This window comes from Novosphingobium indicum, assembly GCF_014645195.1.
In the GTDB taxonomy this organism is placed as follows: Bacteria; Pseudomonadota; Alphaproteobacteria; order Sphingomonadales; family Sphingomonadaceae; genus Novosphingobium; species Novosphingobium indicum.
This window is the reverse complement of record NZ_BMLK01000004.1, coordinates 262,599-281,981: the sequence shown is the minus strand read 5'-3', so window position 1 is coordinate 281,981 and position 19,383 is coordinate 262,599. Positions and strand designations below refer to the sequence as shown.

The 19,383-nt window shown below is 62.0% G+C and carries 20 protein-coding genes and 2 tRNA genes; 13 read left to right on the top strand and 9 right to left on the bottom strand.

What is annotated here, in order from left to right; all coding sequences use genetic code 11:
* The 8 genes from IEX64_RS24390 to IEX64_RS05980 all read left to right on the top strand — a co-directional run.
* Positions 1 to 518, top strand: a 518-nt coding sequence (locus IEX64_RS24390) for a site-specific integrase (RefSeq protein WP_506330849.1), incomplete at its 5' end; no start/stop codon positions are given.
* A 92-nt stretch (positions 519 to 610) separates the two neighbouring features.
* Positions 611 to 805, top strand: coding sequence for a helix-turn-helix domain-containing protein (locus tag IEX64_RS06010; RefSeq protein ID WP_188818761.1), 195 nt, complete (start codon positions 611 to 613; stop codon positions 803 to 805).
* 1 nt (position 806) lies between these two features.
* The gene (locus tag IEX64_RS06005; RefSeq protein ID WP_188818760.1) at positions 807 to 977 is read left to right on the top strand and encodes a hypothetical protein; all 171 of its coding nucleotides are present in this window, start codon (positions 807 to 809) and stop codon (positions 975 to 977) included.
* The gene (locus IEX64_RS06000; protein ID WP_188818759.1) at positions 974 to 1,144 is read left to right on the top strand and encodes a hypothetical protein; all 171 of its coding nucleotides are present in this window, start codon (positions 974 to 976) and stop codon (positions 1,142 to 1,144) included. Before IEX64_RS06005 ends, IEX64_RS06000 begins: the two co-directional genes overlap by 4 nt.
* A gap of 976 nt (positions 1,145 to 2,120) precedes the next feature.
* Entirely contained in the window at positions 2,121 to 2,537 is a 417-nt protein-coding gene (locus IEX64_RS05995) for a hypothetical protein (RefSeq protein WP_188818758.1), read from the top strand.
* A 271-nt stretch (positions 2,538 to 2,808) separates the two neighbouring features.
* A complete protein-coding gene (locus IEX64_RS05990) occupies positions 2,809 to 4,332 on the top strand; it encodes an HK97 family phage prohead protease (RefSeq protein WP_188818757.1) in 1,524 nt (507 codons plus the stop codon).
* 172 nt (positions 4,333 to 4,504) lie between these two features.
* On the top strand, positions 4,505 to 4,717 hold the full coding sequence (locus IEX64_RS05985) for a hypothetical protein (RefSeq protein WP_188818756.1): 213 nt from the start codon (positions 4,505 to 4,507) through the stop codon (positions 4,715 to 4,717).
* A gap of 284 nt (positions 4,718 to 5,001) precedes the next feature.
* Positions 5,002 to 7,050, top strand: coding sequence for a phage tail tape measure protein (locus tag IEX64_RS05980; protein WP_188818755.1), 2,049 nt, complete (start codon positions 5,002 to 5,004; stop codon positions 7,048 to 7,050).
* Positions 7,051 to 7,060: 10 nt separating this feature from the next.
* Here the strand turns inward: IEX64_RS05980 and IEX64_RS05975 are convergent, their stop codons facing one another.
* The 4 genes from IEX64_RS05975 to recJ form a co-directional block, all read right to left on the bottom strand.
* Positions 7,061 to 7,273: a DNA-binding protein gene (locus tag IEX64_RS05975; RefSeq protein ID WP_188818754.1), complete on the bottom strand. Its 213-nt coding sequence runs from the start codon at positions 7,271 to 7,273 to the stop codon at positions 7,061 to 7,063.
* 653 nt (positions 7,274 to 7,926) lie between these two features.
* Positions 7,927 to 8,002, bottom strand: a tRNA-Glu gene (locus IEX64_RS05970).
* Positions 8,003 to 8,038: 36 nt separating this feature from the next.
* A tRNA-Glu gene (locus tag IEX64_RS05965) sits at positions 8,039 to 8,114 on the bottom strand.
* A 92-nt stretch (positions 8,115 to 8,206) separates the two neighbouring features.
* Complete coding sequence (recJ, locus tag IEX64_RS05960; protein ID WP_188818753.1) at positions 8,207 to 9,994, bottom strand: single-stranded-DNA-specific exonuclease RecJ; 1,788 nt, start codon at positions 9,992 to 9,994, stop codon at positions 8,207 to 8,209.
* A 69-nt stretch (positions 9,995 to 10,063) separates the two neighbouring features.
* Between recJ and IEX64_RS05955 the strand changes: the two genes are divergently transcribed.
* From IEX64_RS05955 to IEX64_RS05945, 3 genes are all read left to right on the top strand, one after another.
* Positions 10,064 to 10,537: a flavodoxin family protein gene (locus IEX64_RS05955; protein ID WP_229710093.1), complete on the top strand. Its 474-nt coding sequence runs from the start codon at positions 10,064 to 10,066 to the stop codon at positions 10,535 to 10,537.
* A gap of 115 nt (positions 10,538 to 10,652) precedes the next feature.
* The gene (locus tag IEX64_RS05950; RefSeq protein ID WP_188818752.1) at positions 10,653 to 11,402 is read left to right on the top strand and encodes a hypothetical protein; all 750 of its coding nucleotides are present in this window, start codon (positions 10,653 to 10,655) and stop codon (positions 11,400 to 11,402) included.
* Positions 11,326 to 11,943 (top strand): AHH domain-containing protein, encoded by a 618-nt coding sequence (locus tag IEX64_RS05945; protein ID WP_308422588.1) that lies wholly within the window; start codon positions 11,326 to 11,328, stop codon positions 11,941 to 11,943. Before IEX64_RS05950 ends, IEX64_RS05945 begins: the two co-directional genes overlap by 77 nt.
* Here the strand turns inward: IEX64_RS05945 and IEX64_RS05940 are convergent.
* Entirely contained in the window at positions 11,940 to 12,890 is a 951-nt protein-coding gene (locus IEX64_RS05940; RefSeq protein WP_188818751.1) for an NAD(P)H-dependent flavin oxidoreductase, read from the bottom strand. The genes IEX64_RS05945 and IEX64_RS05940 overlap by 4 nt on opposite strands.
* Positions 12,891 to 13,083: 193 nt before the next feature.
* Here IEX64_RS05940 and IEX64_RS05935 point away from each other — a divergent pair, with 193 nt between their 5' ends.
* Positions 13,084 to 14,262: an FAS1-like dehydratase domain-containing protein gene (locus tag IEX64_RS05935; RefSeq protein ID WP_188818750.1), complete on the top strand. Its 1,179-nt coding sequence runs from the start codon at positions 13,084 to 13,086 to the stop codon at positions 14,260 to 14,262.
* 193 nt (positions 14,263 to 14,455) lie between these two features.
* Here the strand turns inward: IEX64_RS05935 and leuA are convergent, their stop codons facing one another.
* Entirely contained in the window at positions 14,456 to 16,129 is a 1,674-nt protein-coding gene (gene leuA, locus IEX64_RS05930; RefSeq protein ID WP_188818749.1) for a 2-isopropylmalate synthase, read from the bottom strand.
* Between the two features lie 310 nt (positions 16,130 to 16,439).
* Here leuA and IEX64_RS05925 point away from each other — a divergent pair, with 310 nt between their 5' ends.
* Positions 16,440 to 17,579 carry an epoxide hydrolase family protein gene (locus tag IEX64_RS05925; RefSeq protein WP_188818748.1) on the top strand — a complete coding sequence of 380 codons (1,140 nt, stop codon included), beginning with the start codon at positions 16,440 to 16,442 and terminating at the stop codon, positions 17,577 to 17,579.
* On the opposite strand, the gene IEX64_RS05920 is transcribed toward IEX64_RS05925, so the two are convergent.
* The 3 genes from IEX64_RS05920 to ilvC form a co-directional block, all read right to left on the bottom strand.
* On the bottom strand, positions 17,580 to 17,882 hold the full coding sequence (locus tag IEX64_RS05920; protein WP_188818747.1) for an I78 family peptidase inhibitor: 303 nt from the start codon (positions 17,880 to 17,882) through the stop codon (positions 17,580 to 17,582). It lies immediately after the preceding gene.
* Positions 17,883 to 17,972: 90 nt separating this feature from the next.
* Positions 17,973 to 18,182 (bottom strand): hypothetical protein, encoded by a 210-nt coding sequence (locus IEX64_RS05915; protein WP_188818787.1) that lies wholly within the window; start codon positions 18,180 to 18,182, stop codon positions 17,973 to 17,975.
* Positions 18,183 to 18,280: 98 nt separating this feature from the next.
* Positions 18,281 to 19,300: a ketol-acid reductoisomerase gene (ilvC, locus tag IEX64_RS05910; RefSeq protein ID WP_188818746.1), complete on the bottom strand. Its 1,020-nt coding sequence runs from the start codon at positions 19,298 to 19,300 to the stop codon at positions 18,281 to 18,283.
* Between the last annotated feature and the right edge of the window lie 83 nt (positions 19,301 to 19,383).

Sequence of the window (19,383 nt, the reverse complement as noted above, 5' to 3'; positions counted from 1 at the left end):
GAATGAGGGGTCCCGATTGGACGCCGATCAACCCGCTACGGGGTTCCTTTTGCACGCCGGTCCACAGTCGAAAAGGTCGTGGCGGCAAGGCCGATGCCACACCTGTTCCAGTTGGGCAGGATGTATTGGAGGCTTTGCTCCCGGCGATAACTGATCGGCCTGCCAGCGCCGTGTTGCTGGAACGCTGGAAGCATGTGCGCGAACCTGGCATCGTTCCTATCGTTTGGAAGCGCGATGGGCGCGGGCCGTGGCGCACGCCGAGCGAACTTGTCCGGCCGTGGCATGCGGTTCGCGAGCGCGCGCAACTTCCCACCGCAATTCCCTATGCCCTCAGGCATTCTAGCATCGTGCGCGGGCTGCGTGCTGGCCTGCCTATCAGCCTGGTTGCCAAAAATCACAATACCAGCGCCACGATAATTGAGGCGCACTACGGCAGATTTATTGCGAGCGGCCTGTTGGAACTAGCTGCTCGCGCTGTGGTGCCCCTTGTGCCGCAGGATGACAGTAACCCGGTGTAACAACCGCCTGGAAGGAAATGCCACAAGAGGAAACGTCTCGCCGCATCTGGAAGTAGCGGGGTGCAACAAGGCAACAAAAGGCACCTCCGCAAATGACCACCGATGACGACAATTCAATTTTAATGACTGTGGCAGAAACGGTCGCCGCCCTGAAATTGAGCCGTTCGACCGTTGAACGACTGATTAAGGTTAATCGTCTCGCTACTGTGCGGTTCGGCCGCTCCGTGCGCATCACGCGCGAAAGTGTGGCTGCCCTTGTAGCCAGTAAGGCGCGGGAGGCAGCATAACATGATGACGACCGAAAACATTTCACGCCGCGACTACTTCGCCGGGCAGGCGTTGGCCGCGTTACTCTCCGATCCCGAATTGACAATGGCGCCAGACCAAATTGCGGAGCACGTCTTTGACGTGGCTGATGCAATGGTGGCGGAACTCGTGAAGCGGGAAGCGGTGCAATGATCTTTCCCGCACCTAAAGGCATGACGCGGAACGAATATGCCGAAGTGGTCGCAGAAACTTTGGTGACCAATCATCGTAACATGCGGCCAGGGGAAATAGCCGAACTGGTGCAAGACCTGACTGACAAGGTGATTGCTGCACTCGCAAAGCGTGGAGGTGCAAATTGAAAAACAGCAATGTCCGCTCAACCCAACCCGTTGCGCCGCTCGCCACCAATAGTCGCGCTGGCACTGACTGCGAGGGGCCAACGCAGATTGATATGGAACATACCTGGGCCGCCACTTCCTCAATCGGAGACGCTCAATCTGCAGCACCGAGATGTATCGGAGAAAAAACCAGCCAGGCGAAGATGGTAAGTGCCATGGACCCGCTAGAGGAACGCCTGCAAACGCGGCTGAATTGGGCCACAGAAGACGAACTGCAGTGGCAATGGCTGACTTGCACGGAAATCCTGCACATGGTGGGCGTTGATGAGCCGTGCAGGCGTGATGCTTCCTGGGCCGGCCGGGTGATGCGCAGGCTTAACGGCGGCCGCGCTCGGCGAAGTGTGGCAAGACCTTGCTACTCTGCCCTCCCCAGGTAGGCGAGAATATCAATGAGCGGCTGAGCGACATCCTCGTTTGGCTTGTCCGCGATCCTAGGCCCGGTTGGCAGACGCACGGAACCACTGCATCTGACGCGGCAAGGTACATCGAGCACTTGGAGGCCGAGAACGGGCGGTTGTCCACCATAGTAGAAGCGGTGACCGCAGCCGTAACCCCCAGCGGGTAGCAGATTGGCCGCCTTCCTACCGCTTACGATTTAACCCCGCCGCGTGCGGGGTTTTTTCGTGGGCGTGGGTGCGCAAGGGGTGTAACGGGGGTGCAGCCTATCGAGTGGGGCTACACCCCCTGAAGTCCGCAGTTTTCTGCGGTGTAGGTGTAGGGGTGTAACGGGTGTAGCCTACTTATAGAGTTAGGAATGAATAGGAATATAGGAGGGACAAACGCGGGGTAATATAGGGAAGACGATCCACCCAGGTGCACCCCCTACACCCCATCTATATAAATCAAGCACTTAGCAGAGAGGAGGGGTGCACCCCCCCGCTTGATCGCATGAGGAAATCCCCGCATAGATTTTCTAGAGAGAAAATCGGGGGATTACATGACGTTACCTGCAAGTGTAGAGGAAATAGCTGAAGTTATCGGGCGTGAAGATGCGTTATACTTGATCGGCCAGCTTCCGACCTGCCAGGCCGGCAAGGCGGGCCATCGGTCCACTCGCGTCATGCTGTACGTGCCCAAGCGCCTGAAGCCGAACCACCGGCTTGTGCAGATACTGGGCGAGGCGCAGGCCGCTAAGCTGATCGAAGGGTTCGGCGGCGAAATCCTGCAGCCGGCCAATTGCCAGGAAGTCTATCGCCGGTGGCGCGACAGCGAGGCGCGGCGCATGGCATCGGACGGGATGGCGCCTGCCGATATTGCCGAGATCATGAACGTAACGGCGCGGCATATCCGCAACTTGACGCGGGAAGTAAATTCCCGAGGGCTGCGGGCGGCTAACGATGATTGCGATCAGTGACCGCAATGCAAGGGCCGTGCCAGACCCCCCCCCGGCATGGGTCCTTCCGAGGGCCTACCCAGTGCGGGGGGAAATGCCCCGCAGCAAATGACTTCTGCGTGCCGTTTGAAATCTGATTTTATGTTTTCTCGGTGCCCATTTGGTCCCCCTCCCCTGGAGGAAATACCACAAGAGGCCGTCCGCCGCGCATCGCCGCTAAATGCGGCACATGGAACCAAACACGCTCGCAGCGCGACTGAACGCAATCCGCAAAACCGGTCCACAGACCCGAATGGCAACCCTGACCCGCAGCGGCATCGACGAAGCTGCGCGCACTGTTGAACTCTCATTCAGCAGCGAAACCGATACGGTTGTTCACTCCTGGGGCGTGGAAATTCTTGGCCACGGCCCAGGAGAAGCGGACCTATCTCGACTACAGAACGGTGCGCCTCTGCTTTGGTCGCATGACCACAAGGACCAGCGCGGTGTTGTCGAGAGCGCGCGCATCGATGGCGACCGCGTAGGCCGCGCCGTGGTTCGCTTCAGTAGGTCGCCCGAGGGCGAAAGGCTGTTCCAGGACGTACTGAGTGGCATCGTTACAAAGGTGTCTGTCGGTTACCGGGTTACCGGCCTGGAGTATGTCGGCGAACGCGACGACCTGCCGATTTACCGCGTCACCTGGGAGGCCAGCGAAATCAGCATGGTTTCGGTTCCGGCGGACGACACCGTGGGCGTGGGCCGCACCATGGAAAAACCACAAGAGGAAGGTGCGGCACATCGGCGCAATATGACGCTCATGGCAGCACAAGCTTCAGAACCAACGAACCGGCTTCAGAGCGTTCTAGATTCGGCTCGCACCGCGCCCGGTGACATAATGATTTTCAATGACGATGGCAGCGTGCGTGGAACTCACAAGCGCCCAGCCGCCGCCATGGATATCGGCAGCATACGCCAATGGGATGTGCCTGCATTCGCGGGCGATCCTCTGCGCCTTGTTCATGAAGCGATGCCGACAGGGAGGGAGGCTGGCAAAAGTACCAAAATCGACGCTGCGCTCCTTAACGGCAGCCTCTGTAGGGCAGCGGGCGCGAAGCTGATTGTTGTCCCCAGCGCTTCCGAAGGCAAGGTTGTCGGCGGCGAACTTGTGTTTCAGCGCAAGGACATTCGGTTTGACGTTGTTCAGCCCACAGAATTCACCAGGGTCACCGATGGCGATGAAATAGCCGTCAGTGAATTGCCGATCGATCGTCAGGCCGTCGATCTGGATTATATGCCAACCTACGCGGTTCGCATCGAATTAAGCCGGCAAGAGCAGAAGCAGTACGCCGAAGGTCAGCTGGCAGCATCTGCAATGGCCAGTATTACCATGGGCTTGGCCCGCGCAGCTGATTTTGTCCTTCTGCAAACCATTCTCTGGAACAATCCCGAAGCCTTTAGCTTGAGCAAGGCCGCCGAAGCGGGCCTGCGCTTCCAGGAATTGCGGGCCGTGGTTGGGACGAGCGCCAACAATGCAGTGATCGGCCCCAATGGCAGGTTGATTGCATTCGCGGACAAATCGACCGTGGCTGGAACTGACGGCGAGTTGATCGAGTTGCCGCTTCCGGCGCCGAGCACCGGCGGTATCGAAGCAGAACTCACCGATACGATGACGGAAACTGTGGTCGGCGCGTTCGGCAATTCTGCAATCGCCATTCATGAAGACATTCGAATGCTCGCTGATCGGCGCAACGTGAATGGCGACCTGGCCCTCACGGTGTTCGCGAACATGGAGGCACTGCTTCCTCGCACTGACGTATTCTGGACACTGGGGGGCTGACATGGCGTTTGGACGATTTCGCGCGATCCTCAAGGGAGCGCCACCTAAGCCCGCCGTCCGCCGCCGGGGCCGGCAGAGGCCTGACCCGCTACCGGCAATTGTCCTGGAGGTGATTGACGCCGCTGGCGTAACCCCGCGAGGAAGACCCAGCGACGATAGTGATCGCAGAGCGATGGTGTTCTTGCCCGGACGGCGGCCGTTCATCTTCACCGATGAGAAGGCCGAAGAGGTGGTTGGGCGGTTATTCCCCGAACTCAATGACGACCAAGTGCGCCGCGCCGCTCGCCGCCTGCGAACCACGATCATCACGCGACTGCGCGCGGCTGAGATCATGGAGGCTGTGGCCGATGGCGCGGACATCCGCCCCTGGAAAGATCGGTGGTGAACCACATGAGAGAAGAAGCATCACCGCCGGCTAAGTTGACCGTGCGCCTCCCAAATGACCTCTTTGAGGAAATCGAAACTCAGCGGGAGCGCCTCGCAGTCGAGCTTAAGACGAGACTATCAACCAACCAATTCCTTGAGCGCACACTGCGCCGAGGACTGGAACGGTCCTGATCGTGTCCTTGATCCCGCCGCCCGCCGGGATGGTTTTCGGTATCGCGGGCAACCTTGGCGGCCGGCCGTCCTGTGATGAGCCGGCCGCTATTTTTTCCAGGATTTTAGAGCATGGCTAACAAGCGCCTAAACGCGGTCATCACCATTGGCGGCACGGTAACCGGAGCACTCAAGAGCGCGCTGGGCGACACTCGCAGCCGCCTGCGGGGTATTGGTGACACGATTCGCGACCTGGAACGCGAGCAGCGCAAGCTTCAGAATACCCTGAAAAGCCCTGGTGACCTGGCCGGTCCTGTTTACCACCTGGAACACCGCTATGACGCGCTAACCCGCAAGATCGAAAAGGCGCGCCGCACCCAGGACAAGATGAACCGCGCGGTTCGCGGCATGGACAAGGCTCGCGCTGGGATCGGCTCCGCTATGGCTGGCCTTGCCACCGTGGGCGCCGTGGCCGCAACCGGGATTGTTCCGGTGGTCCAGGCGGCATCCTTTGAAAGCGCCATGACCGGCGTGGGGAAACAGGTTGACGGTGCACGCGATGCGAACGGCAATCTAACCGCAACCTATTATGAGATGCGCAAGCAAATTCAGTTGCTGGGGCGCGAAATCCCGATTGCCACGAACGAACTGGCCGGGATGGTCGAGGCTGGCGCCCGCATGGGCATTGCCAGGGAAAACCTAATCGACTTCACGCGCACCACGGCGATGATGGCCACGGCGCTGGACCTGCCGCGCGAGGAATTGTCCGATCAGATGGGTAAGATCGCCAATCTGTTCCACCTGCCCATTCCGGCGGTGGCAGGCTTGGGCGACGCCATCAATTACCTGGACGACAACAGTGTGTCCAAGGCCGGCGACATCATCGAATTCCTTTCACGTACCGGCGGCGTAGCAGGTGCTGTGAGTGTTACCGGCAAAGAAATGGCAGCGCTGGGCTCCACCCTGCTGTCCCTTGGCGAGCGCACCGAAACCGCCGGCACCGCGTCAAATGCGTTCATCCAGAAGCTGGCGGCCGCAACCAAGGGCACGAAGAAGTTTCGCGCCGCCATGGAGGAAATGGGCGTATCCGCCGAGGTCGTGCAGAAGGGCATGCAGGTGGACGCGCAAGGCACCATCCTGAAGGTGCTGGACGCCGTGCAGGCGATGCCGAAGGACCAGCGCCTGGGCATCCTGGTGGACATGGTGGGCCTGGAGCATTCCGACACCATCGCCAAGCTGGCCGGCAACGTCGAAAAGTACCGCAAGCAAATCGCCATGGTGAACAGTCAGAAGGCTGAAGGGAGCGTGAGCCGTGAGTTTTCGGCCCAGTTGGCAACGACGAATGCGCAGTGGGACATTTTCAAGAACAAGCTAACCGAAGTTTCAGTGAACATCGGCAGCGCCCTGCTGCCGAGCGTCAACAAGCTTATGGGCGGGATCGGTGACGTAATCGGTGTGATGGCGGATTGGGGGCGTGAGCACCCGGTGCTGGTGAAGAATATTGGCTTGGTTATCGGTAGCGTCTTGGCGGGCGTGGGAGCGTTTAAAACGCTCAAACTGGCACTTGCTGCTGTGCCGTTCGCTCTTAACGCTGTGCGCCTTGCTATGGCGACCAATCCAATTGGTTTAGCTTTTGTCGCGATCAGCACCGCCGCTGTACTGATCTACGAAAACTGGAAACCCATATCCGCGTTTTTCAAAGGCATATGGGCAGACGTGCGCGGGGCTACGGAAAAAACGTGGACCTGGCTAAAGGACGCCTTTTTCAAGTGGGCTCCGCTGGGCATCGTCATTAAGAACTGGGGGCCGCTGACCAAGTGGTTTTCGGGCCTGTTTGACGACATTATGGGCACGGCGCGGCGCGCCATTGACTGGGTTCTGGGCAAGATCGCGGCCGTTGGCCGCGCCTGGAAGTCGGTTAAGGGGTTCTTCGGCGCCGGCGGTGACGAGAAGCCGGCCGGACGCGGAGCCCCGCCGCGCGGTCCTACCCCGCCGCCCGCGCCAGCGATGGCGACGGCGCGCGGCGGTTCGCGGTCCTTCACCGACAACAGCAAGCACACCTGGCACATTACCGGCGGCAACGATCCCAAGGCCACGGCCGACGAAATCGACCGCCGCTGGGGCGAGCGCCGGAAAGGCCGCGCCGGCAGCATCCTTTACGATGAACCAAGGGGCTATTGACTGTCGCAGGTCAGGCGGGCTGTTTCGGGACTACCGGGGTTAGCTGCATATTTACTGTTTCCCAGGCCTGCAGTTGCTCCATGGGATAAAGGACACGACCTCGAAATTTAACGAACGGCGGACCGACCCGTTGACTGCGCCAGTTGGCCAAGGCTCCAACGGTGATCACGCCGCGCCAGCGTTCAGTCAGTTCCTGCGGCGTCAGGTACGTCTGATCGGTCACTTGTTCCACTTCCCGCGTCGTTCCACCCTTGCTCGCAGGCGATTTGCCACAAAGGGAGATGGCTGGCCGGGACGGCGCCGCTTCGATGTGGTCAACCGCTCGCCACCCGCATCGAAATCGAGAGCGATTGCGCGTAGAGCGTGCCCAAGGTCGTAGCGGTCCCATTCCTCAACGCTGTCAGCCGCACCGAGAAGCAATGAAGTAGTCAAGTCGAGGTGCTGGCGCGAACGCTGCCGGTTCGCAATAGTATGAGAATTCGGAGATTTCATGTTCACCCTTCCGGTTTTCTTGAAGCGCAATGAAGCGCCTCAATGCGAAGGGATTGTGTCTGATGAATTGGGCGTAAGGCAACAGAAAAATCGGCATAAAATCACGATTGTTCATTTCTTATATGAGTTATATCTTATTTCTCATATGACTTTACAAACAAAAAGTAAGCAGAACTTATTCTGCTGCGCGAAGCTGTTCACAGCAAGCGCCCGCCTGATCTCGCGTGTCTGCGCGGACGGGTTTCAATTCGACATGAGGTGCAGCGGCCTACGCTAGGTGGCGCCAAGTCGCTTGCGTCTGGCGGCGTGTGGGCGCGCATGGGGGTGTTATTCGACGGTTATTGCACAAGCCCGTCGAAAATTCGCCTAAGTCATTGAAAAGGCTGGTGACCCCTACGGGACTCGAACCCGTGTTTCAGCCGTGAGAGGGCCGCGTCCTAGACCGCTAGACGAAGGGGCCAAATGCCTGGCGTGCCTCCCCTGGCACTGTATCGGATGGTGACCCCTACGGGACTCGAACCCGTGTTTCAGCCGTGAAAGGGCCGCGTCCTAGACCGCTAGACGAAGGGGCCAATCCGATCAGTGCCGGAGGCAGGACCGGCCCTCTAGCTGCGGGTTGGGAGGGGGTCAACCCCCTCGTGACAGATTTATTCCAAAGAGCTTTTCAGTCGGCGAAAGCGGCATCGTCCACATGCAGTTCCGCCTGCGGCCGGCTGCCCCAGTCATCGATTTTCGCACGGCCAGCCAGCCACAGCCTGCGGCCTTGCGAAGCGTGGAGCAGGGCCTGCCCCATTTCGCTTTCCGCAGCCCGGAATGCCATGGCCTTGAAGCGGCCGCCGTCCTGTCCGCCAACGATGAGGCGGACATGATCCGCTCCGACGATATCGGCTTTTACCACGCGAACAGGCCCGACCGCGACGCGCGGCCCCGGCCAGCCCATCCCGTAAGGCCCGGCGCTTTCCAGCGTTTCCACGAGGCTGGGTGTAAGTCCACCGGGCGAAAGCGCGAGGTCGAGCAGCATGGCCTGATTGGAGCTGGCATGGGAAACATCTTTGGCGAGGTGCGAATCAAGCCATTCGGAGAGCGCTTCGAGCTTGTCCGGCCCGATGGTGAGGCCGGCCGCCATGGCATGGCCCCCGCCAGCCACCAGCAGGCCCGCCTCGCGCGCCGCAATGATGGCCGCGCCAAGATCGACGCCGGTGATTGACCGTCCCGAGCCTTTGCCATTGCCGGCGTCGTCGGCATCGAGCGCAATCACCAGCGTCGGCTTGCCGGTCTTTTCCTTGATCCGCCCGGCGACGATGCCGATCACGCCCGGATGCCAGCCCTGACCGGCCAGGACGAGGACCGAACGGTTGTGCTGGCGCTCGATCTGCATTTCGGCGGCTTCCTGCACCGCCTGTTCGATGGCGCGCCGTTCCTCGTTGAGATGCGATAGCTGGCTTGCGATCTCGCGGGCTTCTTCGGGATCGGTCGTGGTGAGCAGGCGCACGCCGAGCGTGGATTCGCCCACCCGGCCACCGGCATTGATGCGCGGGCCGAGCGCGAAGCCGAGATCGGAGCAGGTGGGTGCACGGTTGAGGCGGCTGGCATCGATGAGCGCGGCCATGCCGATGTTCTCGCGCTTGGCCATGATCTTGAGGCCTTGCGCAACCAGCGCGCGGTTGAGACCGTGGAGCGCGGCCACATCCGCGACAGTGCCCAGTGCCACCAGATCAAGCAGGGCGAACAGGTCCGGTTCGCGGCGGGTCTCGAAGTAGCCGCGCTGGCGCAGCGTGCGCACGGTCGCGACGGCGAGCAGAAAGGCCACGCCAACGGCGGCGAGGTGGCCGTGCCCGGCCGCCAGTTCGCTTTCGTCGAGGCGGTTGGGATTGACCAGGGCTGCGGCCATGGGAAGTTCCGGCGAGCACTTGTGATGGTCGACCACGATCACGTCGACAGCGGCCTCGTGCGCCATCTTCAGCGCTTCGTGTGCCATTGCGCCGCAATCGACCGTGACGATCAGGCTCGATCCCTCGCCGGCAATGCGCACCAGAGCCTCGCCGGTGGGCCCATAGCCTTCGAGCAGGCGGTCGGGAATGTAGTAACGCGCTTCGTGGCCAAGTTGGCGCATCAGCAGGATGAGCAGCGCTGCGCTGGTCGCGCCGTCGACGTCGTAGTCGCCATAGACAGTCATGGTCTCGCCGGTCATCACTGCCTGGGCGAGACGGTCGGCGGCGGCGTCCATGTCGCGGAATTCGGACGGGTCCGGCAGGAAGGCGCGCAGCGAAGGGGTGCGGTGGCGTTCCAGATCCTCACGCGCGACACCGCGCGAGAGCAGAAGCTGGGTGACGATATCGTCTTCAAGGCTGGCAGGACCGTCCGAGAGGTCCATGTTGCCGCCACGCCAGCGCCAGGCCTTGCCGGTGAGCGAGTGGTCGATGCCGAATAGGGAAGCGGGTCGCGAAGCCATGCCTATGCGATTAGACTACCGCGAACGGGCCGTGAAGGGCCGGGCCAAAGTAGCTGAGGAAGACCGCGCATGCTTGCAATCATCTGGCACAGCCGTACCGGCGCCGCGCGCGCGATGGCGCAAGCGATCCATGAGGGCGCAGGCAGCGAGGCACGGCTGATCGCGGCAGTGGATGCGGCGGCAGACGATCTGCTGGAAGCGCAGGGCTACGTATTCGTGTGTCCCGAGAATCTCGCTTCGATGTCGGGCCAGATGAAGGAGATGTTCGACCGGTGCTATTATCCGGTCCTCGGCCGTATCGAGGGACGCCCCTATGCCACCGCGATTGCGGCCGGTTCCGATGGCAGCGGGGCGCAGGCGCAGATCGACCGGATCGTGACGGGCTGGCGCCTGAAGCGCATAACAGAACCGATGATCGTCAACATGGGCGCGCAGACGCTCGAAGAAATCATGGCCGAAAAGACGGTGCCCGAGGGCATACTGGACGAATGCCGGAACCTCGGCGCTGCCTTTTCCGAGGGGCTTTCACTGGGCATTTTTTGACGGGCCTAGTGGTTACAGTCTCGAAGTTGGCAAAACGGACTCGACGAACGCTCTGAATTGAGGCCTATTATTTCCCGCATCCCTTTGAAGCGCGGAGATTCAGGAACTGTCCGGCATGCACGAAAACGCTTTGGACAGGGCAGGGATCCTGATCCTGTTTGCGAAGGGAACCAGACCCGATCTGGCGGACGTGGCGAGCCTGCTCGACAAAGCAGATTCCGGAATTCCCGCGCATGTGACGCATCGTCCCGATCCAGCGGAAGGTTGGTTGGAGGTGCTGGCGAGCGGGCTGACGTTCGATCTGCGCGGCCTTTCGCCGTCAGCGCCTTTTCCGTGTGACGCCATGCCCCATGTCTACGGCTTTGAAGAGGGGCAGGCGCTCAATGATCTGGAAGCCGTGCAGCTGGTCGCGTCGGGCCACATCGCTGCGGGGGCTGGTTTGCAGCCGGTGGTCCGCATGCTGGTCAATCTCGCGGCCAATCTGGTGCTGAACTTGCCGGCAACGGCTGTTGCCTGGCCGCCGGCACGCACGATGATGGAGCCGCGCTACTTCTCGCGGACCGCCTTCAACTGGCTTTCCGGCGGTGTCTTTCCGGCGCTGGGCCTGACGGCGCTGGAGACGGGCGCGAATGGCAGCGTCACAAGCGCGGGCCTTGCGCACTTTATCGGCCAGGAATTGCAACTCGAAGCGCGCGATGGCGAAAGCCGTGTCGATGCAGTGAAACTGGCCATCCGGCTGGTCGACTATCTCGTTCGCCAAGGCCCGCTGATCGACCGGCAGACAATCGATCTGGGGGAGGGGCCTTTACTCGCCGAACCCTCGCCGGTGGGCAAGCGCGTGTGGATCTGGCGCGAGGAGGCTTGAGCGGCTGCGTGCGGCGAGGGACCATCTGCCGTTCCATGCGGTCAATCGCAGCGGACATCCCGGCCACGATGCGGGGCTTCAGCGCCATCACCTGTTGCCTCGCCAGCTCCTGACAATCGCTGCTTTCGCCCGGATGTTTTCAGCGACCGGAGAACAGAATCGTCGGTTCGATGATTTTCGCGAGAACGGCCTTCTGCTGCCATGCCGTGAGCCCGTGGCACTGCGGATGGGCATGCCGCTTCATCGCGGGCCGCATCGCCATTACAGCGCGCTGGTGATCGAGCGCGTCGGGCAGATCGAACTCGGCTGGTCGCGCAGGCGCTTGTGTGACGATGAGGGCGCCGCCGCCCATGTCCGCTGGCGGCTCGGTTTGCTGCAAGGTGCGCTGCGGCGGTTCCTGCTGGAAGATCGCCGTCGGCGGATCGTGCTCAACCGCAAGGACCCGCTGCAGGCGGTGCCGGATTTTTCGGATCTGGATGCCGTTGCCGAAGCGCTATGGGGCGCGACGGAACCGGAGCGCAAACCGGAAAGCGTGGCTTAGGCTGCGCCGATGCGGCCGAGCAGTTCGGTCTTAGCGGCCTCATACTGCGTCAGCAGAGCATCAACGCGATCGGCAACGGATTCGACAGCTTCGATGGCGCCGATGCCCTGGCCCGCACCCCAGATGTCCTTCCAGGCCTTGGCTTCCATGTTGCCGCCCGAACCGAAGTTCATCTGGCTCTTGTCGCCTTCAGGCAGGTTGTCAGGGTCCATGCCGGCCGCGACGATCGAGCCGCGCAGGTAGTTGCCGTGCACGCCGGTGAACAGGTTCGAATAGACGATGTCCGAAGCGCTGCTCTTCACGATCTCCTGCTTGTAGGCATCGACGGCGTTGGCTTCGGTCGTCGCGATCCAGGGCGTGCCGATATAGGCAAAGTCGGCCCCCATCGCCTGTGCGCTCAGGATCGAGCGGCCACAGGCGATCGAACCCGACAGGGCGACCGGCCCATCGAACCAGCTGCGGATTTCCTGCATGAGTGCAAAGGGCGATTGCGATCCGGCGTGCCCGCCGGCACCCGCTGCCACCGCGATCAGGCCGTCCGCGCCTTTCTCGACTGCCTTGTGGGCAAAGGCATTGTCGATGACGTCATGCATGACGATGCCACCCCAGCCGTGCACGGCCGCATTGACCTCTTCATTCGCCCCCAGCGAGGTAATGACGAGGGGGACCTTCCATTTCTCGAGCGTCTTGAGGTCTTCCTCGAGCCGGTTGTTGGTCCGGTGCACGATCATGTTGACGGCGAACGGCGCTTTGCAGTCAACAGTCTCTTCACTGATGCGGTGGAGCCACTCGTCGAGCTGGCTGGCCGGGCGGGCATTCAGCGCAGGGAAGCTGCCGACGATCCCGGAGCGCACTTGCGCGATCACCAGGTCCGGGTTGGACACGATGAACATCGGGGCGGCAATCACGGGAAGGCGCAAATGCTCGAAAGGCGCAGGCAAGGTCATGTCGGATCCGTTTAATCGAACGATTAAACCGGCGCATATCGTTGCATCGCTCGCCTGTCGAGGGGCAACGCTCCGGCGTTGGCGGTTCGCATCCTGTCAGAAAGGGGCGTGACCTCGGTTTCTCATCATGTAATAGGCAGCACTGTCGATTAGTACAGTGCCTGCCCCGCAGGCCGCTTGAGAGGATTTAGCCATGTCAGACCAGGCTTCCGAAATTCCGTTCGATTGCTCGGACATCGATCAGTACCTTGGGACGGTCATCGATTCCTCGCCGCTGCGCGAGCCGCTGGGCAACAACGATATCCGCCGCTGGGTGCAGGCGATGCACTATCCCAACCTGGTTCACTACGACCCGGCCTATGCCGCCGAAAGCCGCTGGGGCAAGCTGGTGGCACCGCAGAGCTTCCCCATCGTGATGGACGACAGCCACGGCACGTCGTCGTCCTGCATGGGCGGTATCAAGGAATCGCACCTGCTCTTCGGCGGTGACGAGTTCTGGCACTACGGCCCGCGCGTGTTCGGTGGGGACACGATCACCAACGAACGCATTCCATACGATTACACGATCAAGGAAACCGGGTTCGGCCCGACCTGCTTCCAGCGGGGCGACAACTACTACCGCAACCAGCACGGCGAACTGATCACCAAGCAGCGCTCCACCGCGATCCGCTACCGCGCGGCCGCAGGCGGCGAGCGCGTCGATACGTCCGAGTTCGAGGAACCGGAATGGACCGACGAGGAGATCGAGAAGCTGGAGGAGCGCAAGTTCCAGTGGATCCAGATGCTCCACGAACTCGGCCACAAGGAACGCTGGTGGGATGACGTCAACGTCGGCGACCAGCTGCCCGAGCGCGTGTTTGGTCCGCACACCGTTGCCAGCTTCACGACCGAGTGGCGTTCGTACCTCTTCACGATCTGGGGCACGCTCGATCGCCGCACCATCGACCTCGAGGCGCTCGGCTTCACCAAGGAAATGGCCGGGCATGAGAACGATCCGGTGATGGAACGTATCAACCCCGAACTGACCGATGGCGCCTATTACGGCCCGTCGCGCGGCCACCTGTTCCCCAAATATGCCCGCAAGATCGGCATGCCGCGCGCGTATGGCTACGGTGCGTCGATGGGTGCCTGGGTGACCGATTACCTCTCCGGCTGGGCGGGCGAGTACGGCATGGTCGTCCACTCCACCGCCAACTACCGCGGCCCGGCGCTTTCGGGCGACATCACCATCCAGACCGCCGAAGTGGTCGACAAGATGGTGGACGAGGAGGGCCGTCACCTCGTGCAGGTCAAGCACCTCATGCAGAACCAGAAGGGCGTGAAGATGTGCGTCGGTGTGGCCGAGATCGAGTTGCCCAAGAAACCGGACTGATCATCCGTCGAACCCAAGCGAACGGAAAGGGCGCCCACGTGGCGCCCTTTCTTTTGCGCGTCAGTGCAGGAGCCTGATCAGCGCGCCGCCTCAGGCAGACAGCGATGCCCTGCTCGATCTGATCGGCACGTTCGTAAACGAAAAGGGCTCGGACATTTGGTCCGAGCCCTTCGCTATACGTTGATGAGCTGCCTCAGGCCGTGGCGGCGTTGGCCGCGCTCAGCACAGCGCGAACGCTCGCCGTGGCGACGTCTTCGTCGATACCCACGCCCCAGATCGTGCGGCCATCGGGCAGGGCGCATTCGACATAGGCGGCTGCGCGCGCGTCCGAGCTTTTGCCCATTGAGTGCTCCGCATAGTCGCGCACTTCCAGCTCGACGCCGAAGCTGTCCTTGAGCGTGGCGACAACCGAGGAGATCAGGCCATTGCCTTTGCCGGAAACGGTCTTCTCCTGACCATCAACGCCGATCTTGCCGGCGAAGACGCGGGTGCCATCGGCGCTCTTGGCTTCCTCCCAGTCGATCAACTGGTAGTGCTGCGGTTCGTCGAGGCGGTAGGCCTTGCGGAAGACTTCCCAGATGTCGCTCGCCTGCAGTTCGCGGCCGAGTTCGTCGGCCAGGTTCTGCACGTGCTTGGAGAAGTGCGCCTGCATGCGCTTGGGCAGCTTGAGGCCCTGATCCTGCTCGATGACCCAGGCAAAACCGCCCTTGCCCGACTGCGAGTTGACCCGGATCACCGCTTCGTAGTTGCGGCCCAGATCGGCGGGGTCGATCGGCAGGTAGGGCACCGACCAGAGCTGGTCGTTGCGTGTTTCCTGCGCGGTGAAGCCCTTCTTGATCGCATCCTGATGGCTGCCGGAAAAGGCCGTAAAGACCAGTTCGCCGCCATAGGGATGGCGCTCGGGCACCTTGAGCTGGTTGCAGTACTCAACGGTCTGGATGACTTCGTCGATGTCCGAAAAATCCAGTTTCGGATCAACGCCTTGTGTGTACATGTTGAGAGCGACTGTAACCAGGCAGCAGTTGCCGGTGCGCTCGCCGTTGCCGAACAGGCAGCCTTCCACGCGGTCGGCGCCGGCCATCAGGCCCAGTTCCGCCGCGGCAACGCCGGTACCCCGGTCGTTATGCGTGTGCAGGCTGATCACCGCACTCTCGCGGTTGGGCAGGTTTCGGCAAAAATACTCAATCTGGTCGGCGTAGATGTTGGGCGTTGCCGCCTCGACTGTCGCCGGCAGGTTCAGGATGATCGGGTCTTCCGGCGTCGGCTGCAGCACGTTCATCACCGCTTCGCAGCACTCGATCGAGAAATCGAGTTCGGCGGTGGAGAACGTCTCGGGCGAGTATTCCACGTGCCACTTGGTCTGCGGGTACTTCGCGATCTGGTCGCGGATGATCTTGGCGCCGTTCTCGGCAATGCCCCGGATTTCCGACTGCTCCATGCCGAACACGACATTGCGCCACAGCGGCGAAACAGCGTTGTAGACATGGACGATGGCGGCATGCACGCCGGCCAGGCTCTCGAACGACTTTTCGATCAGGTCCTGCCGCGACTGCGTCAGCACCTGCACCAGCACGTCTTCGGGAATGTTGCCGGAATCGACCAGCCCGCGGATGAAATCGAACTCGGTCGCGCCGGCGCTCGGGAAACCGACTTCGATTTCCTTGAGGCCGACATTCACCAGCAGGTCGAAGAAGCGCTTTTTCTTCTCCGCACCCATCGGGTCGATCAGCGCCTGGTTGCCGTCGCGCAGATCGGTGGAGAGCCAGCGCGGGGCCTTGGTTATGACCTGCGAAGGCCATTGGCGGTTCGGCAAGTCGATTTGCGGGAACGGTCTGTACTTGACCGAGGGGTCTTTCAGCATGGTCATTGGTGTGTCTCGCTCGGGAATTCGTCTTCTACTGAGCCCGTTGGATTCGGGCATCGTTACTTGGGTCCCCTTGGGCGCCGAGCGCGCCGCAGGAGCAACGCGTCACCTCACGCCCAAGGGCGGGTAAGTCGCAGGAGAAGGCCGAGACGGAGTGTCATGCATGTGCCTATGGGCACTGACTGGCGTCCTGTAAAGGGGGAACGCCGCCGGTCCGACGCGATATCGCGGTTTTGGCCGGGGCGGCAAATGCGCGAGCCTGCCGCGGCCATGGCCTTGCCGACGCGATCACCGCGCGCCTAGGCTTCGTACAATGACTGACATTCGCCCCCTGACGCTCGCCATTCCCGACACGCAGATCGAGGACCTCAAGCGCCGCATCGCCATGACGCGCTGGCCCGAAGCGGAGACCGTCGACGACTGGTCGCAGGGTACGCCGCTCGAAGCTCTCAAAGCGCTCGTCGCCTATTGGATGGATGACTACGACTGGCGTCGTTGCGAGGCGCGGCTCAATGGGTTCGGGCAGTATCTCACGGAAATCGACGGGCTCGATATCCACTTCCTCCACGTCCGCTCGCCGCATGTCGAAGCCGTACCGCTAATCCTTACACACGGTTGGCCGGGTTCGGTTATCGAGTTCATGGAAGTGATCGGGCCGCTGACCGATCCAGTCGCGCATGGCGGCAAGGCCGAGGAGGCCTTCCATGTCGTGGTGCCGTCGCTTCCCGGCTACGGCTTTTCCGGCAAGCCTCCGGCAAACGGGTGGGGCGTGGAGAAGATCGGGCGGGTGTGGGCGGAACTTATGCGCCGGCTCGGCTATACCCGCTGGTTCGCGCAGGGCGGGGACTGGGGCGCGATCATCACGACAACCATGGGCGGACAGGCGCCCGAGGGCCTGGCCGGCATCCACACCAACATGCCCGTCGCGCGCCCGACGCGTGAGGATTACGCCGAACCGAGTGCTGAAGTGGAAGCGGCGAAGGTTGCTGGTGAGAAGTACAAGACATTCGATTCCGGCTATTCTGCGATCCAGTCCACGCGGCCGCAGACCATTGGCTATGCCCTGGTCGACAGCCCTGTCGCGCTGGCGGGCTGGATCTACGAGAAGATGTGGTCGTGGACCGACAACAAGGGCTCGCCGCTCGATGCGCTGTCGATGGATGCGATCCTCGACAATGTGATGCTCTACTGGCTGCCGGCCAACGGCGCATCGGCAGCGCGGCTCTATTGGGAAAGCTTCGGCGCGATCGGGAAATCGGGACCGGTGATGTTGCCGGCAGGCGTCTCCACCTTTCCGCGCGAGATCACCAAGGCCCCGCGCAAATGGGCCGAACGCATCCTGCAGAACCTCGTCTACTGGAACGACGCTCCGCGCGGAGGGCACTTCGCGGCATGGGAGCAGCCGCAGATTTTCGTCGAGGAAGTGCGCAAGTGCTTCGCGCTGATGCGCTGATCAGGTGCAGCGGAACCCGGTGATCGTGCCGCTTTCGTCGACGTCGATATTCAGCCGCTGCGGGCGGTAGTCCATCGTCACGACGGTACCGGGGCGGATGACGCGAACCGGATTGTCCCCGCGCCATTCGCGAATGGAGGCGATCGTGGAATCGCTGGCAGGCTGTCCGACATAGGAACCGAGCATGTCCGCACCGCAGATGGGTTTCAGGTCCGGCGCGGGAGGCATGGTCGCCGGTTTTTCGCCACCGACTGTCGTGCATGCCGCGAGGGCCATGAGGGCGGTACCGGCTACTGCGGGCATGAGAGGAAGGCGTCTCTTCACAGCGAAGTCCTTTCGGTTGCCTTGTCTCGCATCCTTATCGCACCGCGACTGCGAGACCCAGCATCATATTCACTCTGTCGTGGATCGCAGCGATGCCGTTTCGAGCTTGGTGTCTTCCATGTCATGGGATGTTAGCCGTTCCGGCGCGGCAGTTGCCGCCAGCGAGGTGGCCACTTTGGCTTCCGCTTCCTTGGCCGGCAGCGGCGCGCTTACGGTGAAGGCAATGGCGAATGCGCCAGCCGAAGGCAGCGCGCAGGCTGCAGCAAGTAAACCTCTCATAAAAAACGAACTCCCGAACCTGACATTGCAAAAGCAACGGCAAGTCCGGGAGATTGTTCCAAACATGCGGGACCGGAAAGGGTCCGGTCCGGTGCAGATCAGTTCTTGGTCTTGTCGACCAGGGCGTTGGCGCCGATCCAGGGCATCATCGCGCGCAGCTTGGCACCGGTTTCCTCGATCGGGTGACGCTTGGCGAGGCCGCGGGCAGCCTTCAACTCGGGCTGGCCGGCGCGGTTGTCCATCACGAAGTCCTTCACGAAGCGGCCCGACTGGATGTCGGCCAGAACGCGCTTCATTTCCTTCTTGGTCTCTTCGGTGATGATGCGCGGGCCGGTCTTGATGTCGCCGTATTCGGCGGTGTTCGAGATCGAGTAGCGCATGTTGGCGATGCCGCCTTCATACATCAGGTCGACGATCAGCTTGAGCTCGTGGAGGCACTCGAAGTAGGCCATTTCCGGCGCGTAACCGGCTTCCACCAGCGTTTCGAAGCCGGCCTGGACCAGCGCGGTGGCGCCGCCGCAGAGCACCGCCTGCTCGCCGAACAGGTCGGTTTCGCATTCCTCGCGGAAGTTGGTCTCGATGATGCCCGAACGGCCGCCGCCGACGCCCGAGGCGTAGGCAAGAGCGATGTCGTGAGCATTACCGGTGGTGTCCTGCGCGATGGCAACGAGGCAGGGCACGCCGCCGCCACGCTGGTATTCGCTGCGCACGGTGTGGCCCGGTCCCTTCGGCGCGATCATGATCACGTCGATGTCGGAGCGGGCTTCGATCAGGCCGAAGTGAATGTTGAGGCCGTGGGCGAAGGCGAGCGCCGCGCCGGGCTTCATGTTGGCGTGCAGGTCGTCGGCGTAGATCGCGGCCTGATGCTCGTCGGGCGCGAGGATCATGAGGATGTCGGCCCACTTGGCGGCTTCGGCGTTCGAAAGCACCTTGAAGCCGGCGGCTTCGGCCTTCTTGGCGGTGGCCGAACCTTCACGCAGCGCGATGGCGACTTCCTTGACGCCGCTGTCGCGCAGGTTCTGCGCGTGGGCGTGGCCCTGGCTGCCGTAACCGAGCACGGCAATCTTCTTGCCCGTCATCAGATTGATGTCGCAATCGGCGTCGTAATAGACCTTCATCGTACTGTCCTTTCGGCGGCCCGCCATCTCTCCGGGCCTGTTGTATCGGTGCGCCATGGCGCGGGGGTCGGATAGGCTTCCCT